This is a genomic window from Acinetobacter sp. AKBS16 (assembly GCF_002899995.1).
Classification (GTDB): domain Bacteria; phylum Pseudomonadota; class Gammaproteobacteria; order Pseudomonadales; family Moraxellaceae; genus Acinetobacter; species Acinetobacter baumannii.
This window is the reverse complement of the sequence record NZ_POYH01000101.1, coordinates 112,359-120,640: the sequence shown is the minus strand read 5'-3', so window position 1 is coordinate 120,640 and position 8,282 is coordinate 112,359. Positions and strand designations below refer to the sequence as shown.

The 8,282-nt window shown below is 40.0% G+C and carries 9 protein-coding genes; 2 read left to right on the top strand and 7 right to left on the bottom strand.

The window, feature by feature from the left end:
* On the bottom strand, positions 1–460 hold a 460-nt coding region (locus C1642_RS20035; protein WP_228154004.1), incomplete at its 3' end, for an acyl-CoA dehydrogenase family protein.
* Positions 461–765: 305 nt separating this feature from the next.
* On the opposite strand from C1642_RS20035, the gene C1642_RS18700 reads away from it, so the two are divergent.
* Positions 766–1,215, top strand: coding sequence for a PaaI family thioesterase (locus C1642_RS18700; protein ID WP_079284144.1), 450 nt, complete (start codon positions 766–768; stop codon positions 1,213–1,215).
* Between the two features lie 20 nt (positions 1,216–1,235).
* Here the strand turns inward: C1642_RS18700 and C1642_RS18695 are convergent, their stop codons facing one another.
* Genes C1642_RS18695 through C1642_RS18670 form a run of 6 tightly spaced genes read right to left on the bottom strand, consistent with a single transcriptional unit; the run spans position 1,236 to position 7,690 of the window.
* Entirely contained in the window at positions 1,236–2,453 is a 1,218-nt protein-coding gene (locus C1642_RS18695; protein ID WP_103236746.1) for an MFS transporter, read from the bottom strand.
* Between the two features lie 18 nt (positions 2,454–2,471).
* Entirely contained in the window at positions 2,472–3,788 is a 1,317-nt protein-coding gene (gene dcaP, locus C1642_RS18690; protein ID WP_103236745.1) for an outer membrane trimeric porin-like protein DcaP, read from the bottom strand.
* 36 nt (positions 3,789–3,824) lie between these two features.
* Entirely contained in the window at positions 3,825–4,478 is a 654-nt protein-coding gene (locus C1642_RS18685) for a 3-oxoacid CoA-transferase subunit B (RefSeq protein ID WP_002114302.1), read from the bottom strand.
* Positions 4,478–5,146: a 3-oxoacid CoA-transferase subunit A gene (locus C1642_RS18680; protein WP_000608696.1), complete on the bottom strand. Its 669-nt coding sequence runs from the start codon at positions 5,144–5,146 to the stop codon at positions 4,478–4,480. Before C1642_RS18680 ends, C1642_RS18685 begins: the two co-directional genes overlap by 1 nt.
* Before the next feature lie 47 nt (positions 5,147–5,193).
* Positions 5,194–6,477: an MFS transporter gene (locus tag C1642_RS18675; RefSeq protein ID WP_002041103.1), complete on the bottom strand. Its 1,284-nt coding sequence runs from the start codon at positions 6,475–6,477 to the stop codon at positions 5,194–5,196.
* Positions 6,478–6,535: 58 nt separating this feature from the next.
* Positions 6,536–7,690 carry an acyl-CoA dehydrogenase family protein gene (locus C1642_RS18670; RefSeq protein ID WP_000617392.1) on the bottom strand — a complete coding sequence of 385 codons (1,155 nt, stop codon included), beginning with the start codon at positions 7,688–7,690 and terminating at the stop codon, positions 6,536–6,538.
* Between the two features lie 311 nt (positions 7,691–8,001).
* Between C1642_RS18670 and C1642_RS20030 the strand changes: the two genes are divergently transcribed.
* On the top strand, positions 8,002–8,282 hold a 281-nt coding region (locus C1642_RS20030; RefSeq protein ID WP_228154003.1), incomplete at its 3' end, for an enoyl-CoA hydratase-related protein.

The following is an 8,282-nucleotide window of genomic DNA, read 5'->3' as shown; positions in this document are numbered from 1 at the left end:
TAGTTAAAAACTTTTGCTTTTGTTGCTCAGTGCCATGATGCTCAATCGTTCTCATTGCCCCATGAGACAAGCCCGGATACATTGCCCAAGCCCAATTAGAACCACATAACATTTCAGAAATCGCGATCCGCAGCAATGTCGGCAAGCCCTGCCCACCATATTCCGGATCGGCGGTTAATGAAGTAAACCCAAGCTCGGCATATTTTTGGTAGGCTTCTTTAAAACCTTTCGGTGTTGTGACTACGCCTTGATTTAAATGACACCCTTCTTGATCACCATTTTGATTTATAGGCGCCAATTCATTTTCACAAAAATCTGCTGCTGCCTCTAAATATTGATCAATTAATTCTCGATTTACGCTTTCCTTATATTTGCTTAAACCTTGATAGTTCTGTTCTGTTTGAAGCATTTCATGCAGTACAAATTGGATATCGCGTAATGGAGCTTTGTATAAAGGCATAGTTTTTTTCCTTTCACCTCTCTGCCTGTGTTATGGGCAGATATCGTTTTTCCTTAAAATGGACTTTTATTGTTTCATCTCATCAAAATATCAAAAAATTTCTTATAGCAAAATATATTTTCACTAATTTAATAAAATTATCATAACTTGGCTATAGAGATAAAATATAAACATATGTTTTTAAATACAAATTTAATATAAAAAAGTAGTTAATCTCGTTTAATTAAAATAAATTTATATTTTGTATTGCAAAATTTTATTCCGTAAAAAATCAATTTATAGTATGGTGATTAGATTGCTTAATCATGCAAGGACGATTTATGGAAAGCCCGAAATACACAGGTCTTGAGTTTTTAACCGCTTTAAAAAATGGTGAAGTTTCTCCATCACCTATGGCTCACACCATACCGATGGAACTCGTTGAAGTTTCCGAAGGTAAAGCAACTTATAAAGTTACTCCTCGCAAAGAACATAGAAATATACAAGGCGGTGTACACGGCGGCTTTTGTGCCACAGCTTTAGATACGGCGACAGGCAGTGCGGCCCATACCCTACTTGAACATGGTGTTGGCTATGGAACCATTGATTTAAATGTAAAAATGATCCGCCCCATGCAGGTTGATACGTCTTACTATGCGACGGCCGAATTAATTAACGCGGGTCGTAATATTATTAGTACCGAAGGTAAAATCGTAGATGAGAACGGCAAAGTGTATGCTTTTGCTTCGGCAACCTTAATGATTATTCGCAAATAATAAAATATCTAAGCTCCTGTTTATGGAGCTTTTTCTTGCTTTACTATCTTGTTCATTTCATAAAAATCAAAGCGATCAATCACGAAACTTAATATTGCCAACCCTAGCCCTAAGGCTGCACATGCTTCCCATCCCCAGTGTTTCCAAGCATACACCGCAATAAAAGAACCTAAGGCGGCTCCGCCAAAATATAAGGTCATATAAATTGAATTAATACGGGAACGTGCCTCGGCCGAAATACGGTAGACCAGATTTTGGTTGAGTACATGAAATGCTGACAAACCGAAGTACGCCATAATCACACCAACAGCGTAGGCAACCAGAGACTGCTGAGCAAAAAATAGGGGTATCCATGCACTCATTAATAACCCCATGCAAATCACTGCAATTTTATTTTCAAGACCTGCTGCAATTTTCTTACCTGCCCAAGGAGTCGCAAATACGCCAGCCAAGCCCACAATTCCAAATAAACCAATTTGGAAATCGTTAAAGTGATAAGGCTCATTCGCCAAAATAAAAGTCATGGTGGTAAAAATGAGAGCCAAAATACCAAAGCCAATTCCACCAGCAAAACCACGGCGTAATAAATGCGGCTGGTGAACAGCTAATGAAAATAGTGAACCATAAATCTGTAGAATATTAAGTTGATGGGATTTTCGCGCAACTGGTAACTTTACCCACATTACCCATGCAAACACCAAAATGACAATTCCGCTAATTAAATAAACCGCATGCCAAGACCAAACTGTAGAAAGTAAGCCTGCAATAGAGCGCGCCAATAATATTCCCAAAAACAAACCACTCATGAGAGTGCCTACAACTTGAGGACTTTTTTTTGGACTAGCTAAACCTGCGGCGAAAGGAACTAAAACTTGAGTCGCAATTGAAAAGAATGTGGCTAAAAAGGTAAAGCCATATAAAGCTGGCAAGGTTTGACTTAAGGATAGCCCTACTTGTGCAAGCCCCGTACAGCACATGAGCAAGCAAATATAACTGCGCTTTTCAAAAAAGTCGCCTAAGGGAACCAATATAAAAAGGCCAACTGCATATGACAGTTGGCTAATCACAATAGTTAAAGCGACTTGATCGGCATTAACTTTTAATGCTTCAGCAATCGAATAGATTAAGGGCTGGATATAATAGTTTGAACCCGCACAAATTCCACATGTCATTGCCATGATAAAAATAAAGCTTTTTGACAGTATATTTTCTGCATTGGGCTCAACTATTTTTTCCATTTTTAACTACGCCCCATTTTAGAATTTATACATCGATACAAAGTTTACACGTGATACATCAGCGGTTCTGCCGTCAAACACTTCTCGTTTGCCTTGGTGATATTCCATCCCAATATCCATTTGCTCAATTGGTGAATAGAAAACGTTAGCTGCGTAATCAGTTAAACGCTTGTTGGCATCTGGGTTAAGTTTGGCATAAGCCGTGTCATCATCATAATCAAACATTGAAGCCGATAAGTTTGCACGCCATTGCTCATTAAATTTATATGAATAACCAATATTGATGCTATTCAACTTATTCATAACCAAATCTGTTTTGTCTTCGTTTAAAGAGAAATCACCCGCGGCATTTAAACTTGTTGAATTTGCCAACCCACTTTGGGTGGTATACGGCATAAATTTTTGATCACCGACAATATATTGATAATTTGCTTGTACCGATTGTTTTGGCGTGAGTTGATATTTTAAGCCGCCTCCTGCACCCCAACTTACTTTTTTCACCGTGGCAGTTGCCACATCTGTAGACTTTTCATTAATAAAGCCTTGAGCAAGGGCCGTTAAAGGACCTTGTTTAAAGGTATAACGACCAGTTAAAGTTGGAAATGCCGAGACTCTCGAACCTGTATATTCCAAAGCTACTTTTAAATCATTATTGGCATCAATTTTCCAGTCATAACGAATTTGAGGAGTACGCGTATAAGAGGTTCCCACAAATTGGGTGTAATCGACAGCTTCTGTACGGGTTTCCATGTTAGACATGAGTGACCATGTTTGACCAAAGGTCCAGTCTTTATAGGTAAAAAATGCATGACGGATACGGAATTTACCATCCCCCGTTCCCATGTTAGAGCTATCAAAGAAATCGGCTTCGATATTCCCTGTAACCGCTTTATTTGGACTATTAAAATAAACACCGAGTCGGCTTGCATTAATCATCGCATCAGAGCGTGCATGGTTTGAACGTTTTTCACTTTCAAAAGGTGTTCGGTACAGACTGCTGGTCGTTCTACCGCCCGAGTCTGGTGATGATTTAAAATCAACTGCTGCATCAATACGAGCAATACCGTAAACCTTCACATTATCTGTCCAAGTCACCCACGAAGGAGCAACAGGCTTCTCTGTTACAGTCGCTTTAGTTTTTTCAATGTTCTCTTCAATCTTTACCTGTTTGACTTGTAAATTATTTTGAGTTTGTTTCTGAGCAGCAAGTTCTGCCTTTAATTTTTGCAGCTCGGTTTCTAGCAAATTAATTCTTTGTTCTGTCGTATCTGAAGAATTTGCAAAAATAGTCCCTGAAGCCGCAGCGCAAGCTGCAGCTAATATTAATTTTTTCATCTTTTAATCCTTAAAGAAGCGTTTTTCCGTGTGTATTTAGGCTACACGTGCATCGATTAGTTCACAGTCTGTGACTGCCTGTAGCTCATCAAAAGTTAAGCCTTCCACCATTTCTGTGACATAAGCTTTTTGGTCTTTGAGTTCAATAATGCATAAATCGGTATAAATACGATTGACACACTGCTCACCCGTCATTGGATAGCTCAGTTCTTTTACAATTTTGGACTCACCTTTTTTAGTGACATGTTCCATATAGACATAAATCGTTTTTGCGCCGACCGCCAAGTCCATAGCACCGCCGACTGCTGGTACATCATCCGCTTTACCGGTATGCCAGTTTGCCAAGTCTCCATTTACCGCAACTTGGAATGCACCAATCACACAAATGTCCAGATGACCGCCACGCATAATGTCAAATGAGTCGCCATGATGCATAAAGCATCCACCGTCTAACAAAGTAACAAGCTCTTTTCCGGCATTCACTAAGTCTTGGTCTTCCTCACCCGGTTGTGGTGGTGGACCAAAAGCCAAAACCCCATTTTCCGAATGTAAAAAGATTTCTTTGTCTTTTGGCAAAAATTTAGCAACGTTGGTCGGTAAGCCAATCCCTAAATTGACATAAGAACCTTCCGGAATGTCATTGGCAATGAGTTTGGCAATATCTTCACGAGAACGCTTTTGAACTGACATTAGATATCTCCTACTTTTACAACGTGCTGTACAAAAATTCCCGGTGTAATAATGCACTCAGGGTCAAGCGTTCCTAGCTCTACGGTGTCATTCACTTGAACAATCGTGGTCTTGGCGGCTTTTGCCATAATTGGGCCAAAATTGCGGGCTGCTTTACGGTATGTTAAATTGCCCCAGCGGTCGGCTTTATCGGCATAAATCAGTGCAAAATCAGCTTCAAGTGGATATTCAAGCACATAGTTTTTACCGTTAATGGTTCGGGTCTCTTTACCCTCGGCAACTTTAGTACCATAACCAGTCGGAGTAAAAATAGCCCCGAGACCAGCACCTGCGGCCTGAATACGACAAGCCAAATTACCTTGTGGAACCAGTTCTAACTCAATTTTTCCCGCTCTATATAAGTCTTGAAAAACGGTTGATCCGGCAGATTTCGGAAATGAACAAATCATTTTTTTAACACAGCCAGCAATAATCAGCTTGGTTAAACCACGGTCACCCGAAGCTGCATTGTTATTTACAATGGTGAGTTCTTTTTTTCCTAAATCGATTAAGGCTTCAATTAATTCAGCAGGTTGCCCCGTCACACCAAACCCGCCTGTCATGATGGTTGCCCCATCAGGAATAGCTTTTAAAATCGGTTCAATGTCACTGGTGATTTTATTTATCATCTCACTTGTCCCTTTTCATCCTTAATTTAAGGTGACAGATTGATCTGTCACTCTGCCTTTTGCGGGTTAAATAGTCGGTCTTTAATAAATAACAATGGAATTACCCCGCAGATAAAATAAGCCGCAGCCATCACCAAGAGCCCTAAACCAATAGAACCGTTTTGCGATAGATAACCAATTGTTAATGGAGAGAAAATAGAAAGTACTTTGCCAATGTTATAAGCACCACCCACTGCCGAGCCTCGAATAGAAGTCGGGAAGCTTTCTGTCATATATGTGGCATTAATTGCATAAGGCATACCGTAAAGGAAACCGAAAAACAGCATCATCCATAAAATGTTGGTTGGTGTATTTAAGTAGACAATGACCGGAATAAATAAGGCTGTACCAATGGTTCCGAAAGCAAATACAGCGCGGCGTCCTAATTTATCGGCAACAATACCTGCAATTACTTTGGCAAACATCATAATTAGGAATGTACCGACCATATACATCGCCATTTCTTTAAACTTGATGCCAAGGTCAGACTCTAAATAAGCAGGTAACCAGTTACTTACGCCGTAATAACCAAACTGCAATGCACCCGTACTAATAATCCAAAGAACAAACATGGTGCCATGTTTCTTATCTCTTAAAATCTCAAGATATGGATTTTGGCGTTTTTTAGGTTGGTTACTTTGAGCGACTTCTAGCGCTTTTAGTTGACGGGCTTTTTTCCATGACTCAGGTTCAGGTACGCAAAAGTGCATCAAAACTGACAAAACCACAGGCGTAATTGCAATCCAGTATAGGAAACGCCAGCCATGTTCAGGAATAATATGTCCAGCTAATAAGGTCGCTAATAAAGAACCTAGTGTATAACCTGTCATCAGCGTTGCTAAAACGGTAGAACGGTGTTTGGTTGGCACCATTTCAGACATAAGAATGTTACAGGCAATATATAATGCACCTAAGCCCATGGCGCCTATTGTTCTTAAAACTGCAAATTGCATATAAGAATGTGTAAAGCCGAGTGCGCAGGTTAATATCGAAGAAAAAGCAATAAAGAAAACAATAATGCGAACCCGACCAAAACGGTCGCAAGCCCAACCACCAATAAGACCACCCACGGCCGAACCAAATAGTGTCAAGCTTCCTAATGTTCCGGCTTGCACACCAGTTAAATGAAACTCTGCTTTAAGACTAGTGAGACTTAATGCCAAAAAACCTAAGTCGGCCCCGTCACATAAAAGTGTAAAAAAAGCGAATATAAAAGCTGTAATCCAAATCTTTTTTGGTGTTTGAATAGCTTCAGTGCTACTCATATTCTCTGTAACAGTCTTTGTTGTCATGTCCATATCCTCAGAAGGAACATGAGGCATCCCATGCCTCATGGCATTTGATTTTTTATTAGGCTGTAGCTTCCCTAATCATGTTTTTGGCAATAATAAGTTGTTGAACTTGCGTGGTTCCTTCATATAAACGGAACAAACGCACATCTCGATAAAAACGCTCGATGGCATATTCACTGATATAGCCCGCACCACCGTGAATCTGTACACAGCGGTCAGCAACACGACCACACATTTCGGTCGCAAACATTTTTGCGCAAGAAGCTTCCGTGCTAATGTTTTCACCATTATCACGGCGGCGAGCTGCATCTAGGACCATACATTTAGCTGCATAAATCTCGGCTTTTGAGTCGGCAAGCATGGCTTGAATAAGCTGGAAGTTTGCAATAGGTTGACCAAACTGCTTACGCTCAATCGCATAGTGCAGTGCGTCGTTTAACATGCGTTCGGCAACACCTACGCTATAGGCACCAATATGCAAACGCCCTTTATCCAGCACTTTCATGGCCGTTTTAAAACCGACACCTTCTACCCCACCAATCAGTGCAGAAGCAGGCACACGGCAATTTTCAAAAATCACATCACAGGTATGTGAACCCTTTTGCCCCATTTTTTGGTCAATTTTGCCCAACGTAATGCCCGGCGTATTGGCCTCAACTAAAAAAGCTGAAATGCCACCCGACCCTTTAATTTCAGGATTTGTCCGAGCCATTACAGTGAAAGTTGCAGCATGGGGTGCATTGGTAATAAAACGTTTGGTGCCATTTAACACATAAAAATCGCCATCTTTTACGGCACTGGTTTTTAAAGAAGCAGCGTCAGAGCCAGATTCAGGCTCGGTTAAACAAAATGAACCAATAATTTCGCCACTTGCGTAACGTGGTAAATATTTCTGCTTTTGCTCTTCTGTGCCATCAATCAAAATTGCACTTGAGCCAATACCGTTATTAGTACCAATTAAAGAACGAAAAGCCGGTGAAGTTTGTCCAAGTTCAAATGCAACTCTGACTTCCTCTTCCATAGTGATGCCTAAGCCACCATATTCTTCGGGAATTGTAAGACCGAACAAACCAAGCTCACGCATTTGCTGCACAATGTCATCCGGAATTTTGTCTTTCTCTACCACTTCGTTTTCACGAGGGATCAATTCATTTTTTACAAAATCTCGAATTGTTGAAAGTAACTGCTCCAACATCCCTTCATCACGGATCATCTGTGATCTCCCTTTTTATGTATTTCCATCGTACCCATCAGCCATCTCCAGCTAATCTGGATACCATGTTTTAAATCTTGTTTACTGCGGATGTGTTTCATAGTACGAGAACAAAAATACAAATTTCAAGATTTTTTGAAAATTAATTTCGTTTAACGAAATTTAAAATTAGACCACTACGTAATATCAACAACTTAGATCTTTTAAAAGATAACAACTACGCTCTTAAAAGAAATAAGACTTGAAATAAATTCCAAAATAAGCATCATAAAAGGAATATAGTTTTGATATGCGAAACAAGGAATTCAAAAATGAGTGTGTCAACAGGGAATAATTTCGTAGAAGTCGACTTTTCTATTCAAAAAATAGCGGTTGTTAAAATTAACCGCCCAGAAGCAAAAAATGCTTTAAACGGTGAAGTTCGTAAACAACTCGCACAAGTTTTTACCGAGTTAAGTTTTAACGATGAGATCAATGCAGTTGTGCTCACAGGCGGTGAAGAAGTCTTTGCTGCAGGTGCAGATCTAAAAGAAATGGCAACCGCAACTTCCACAGAAATGTTATTGCGTCATACAGAACGTTATTGGAACGC

Bases quoted from the DNA above. Each gene is read 5' to 3' on its own strand.
- C1642_RS18685 (WP_002114302.1), bottom strand. From the start codon at position 4,478: ATGTCAGTTCAAAAGCGTTCTCGTGAAGATATTGCCAAACTCATTGCC.
- C1642_RS18670 (WP_000617392.1), bottom strand. From the start codon at position 7,690: ATGATCCGTGATGAAGGGATGTTGGAGCAGTTACTTTCAACAATTCGA.
- dcaP (WP_103236745.1), bottom strand. From the start codon at position 3,788: ATGAAAAAATTAATATTAGCTGCAGCTTGCGCTGCGGCTTCAGGGACT.
- C1642_RS18680 (WP_000608696.1), bottom strand. From the start codon at position 5,146: ATGATAAATAAAATCACCAGTGACATTGAACCGATTTTAAAAGCTATT.
- C1642_RS18675 (WP_002041103.1), bottom strand. From the start codon at position 6,477: ATGACAACAAAGACTGTTACAGAGAATATGAGTAGCACTGAAGCTATT.
- C1642_RS18700 (WP_079284144.1), top strand. From the start codon at position 766: ATGCAAGGACGATTTATGGAAAGCCCGAAATACACAGGTCTTGAGTTT.
- C1642_RS18695 (WP_103236746.1), bottom strand. From the start codon at position 2,453: ATGGAAAAAATAGTTGAGCCCAATGCAGAAAATATACTGTCAAAAAGC.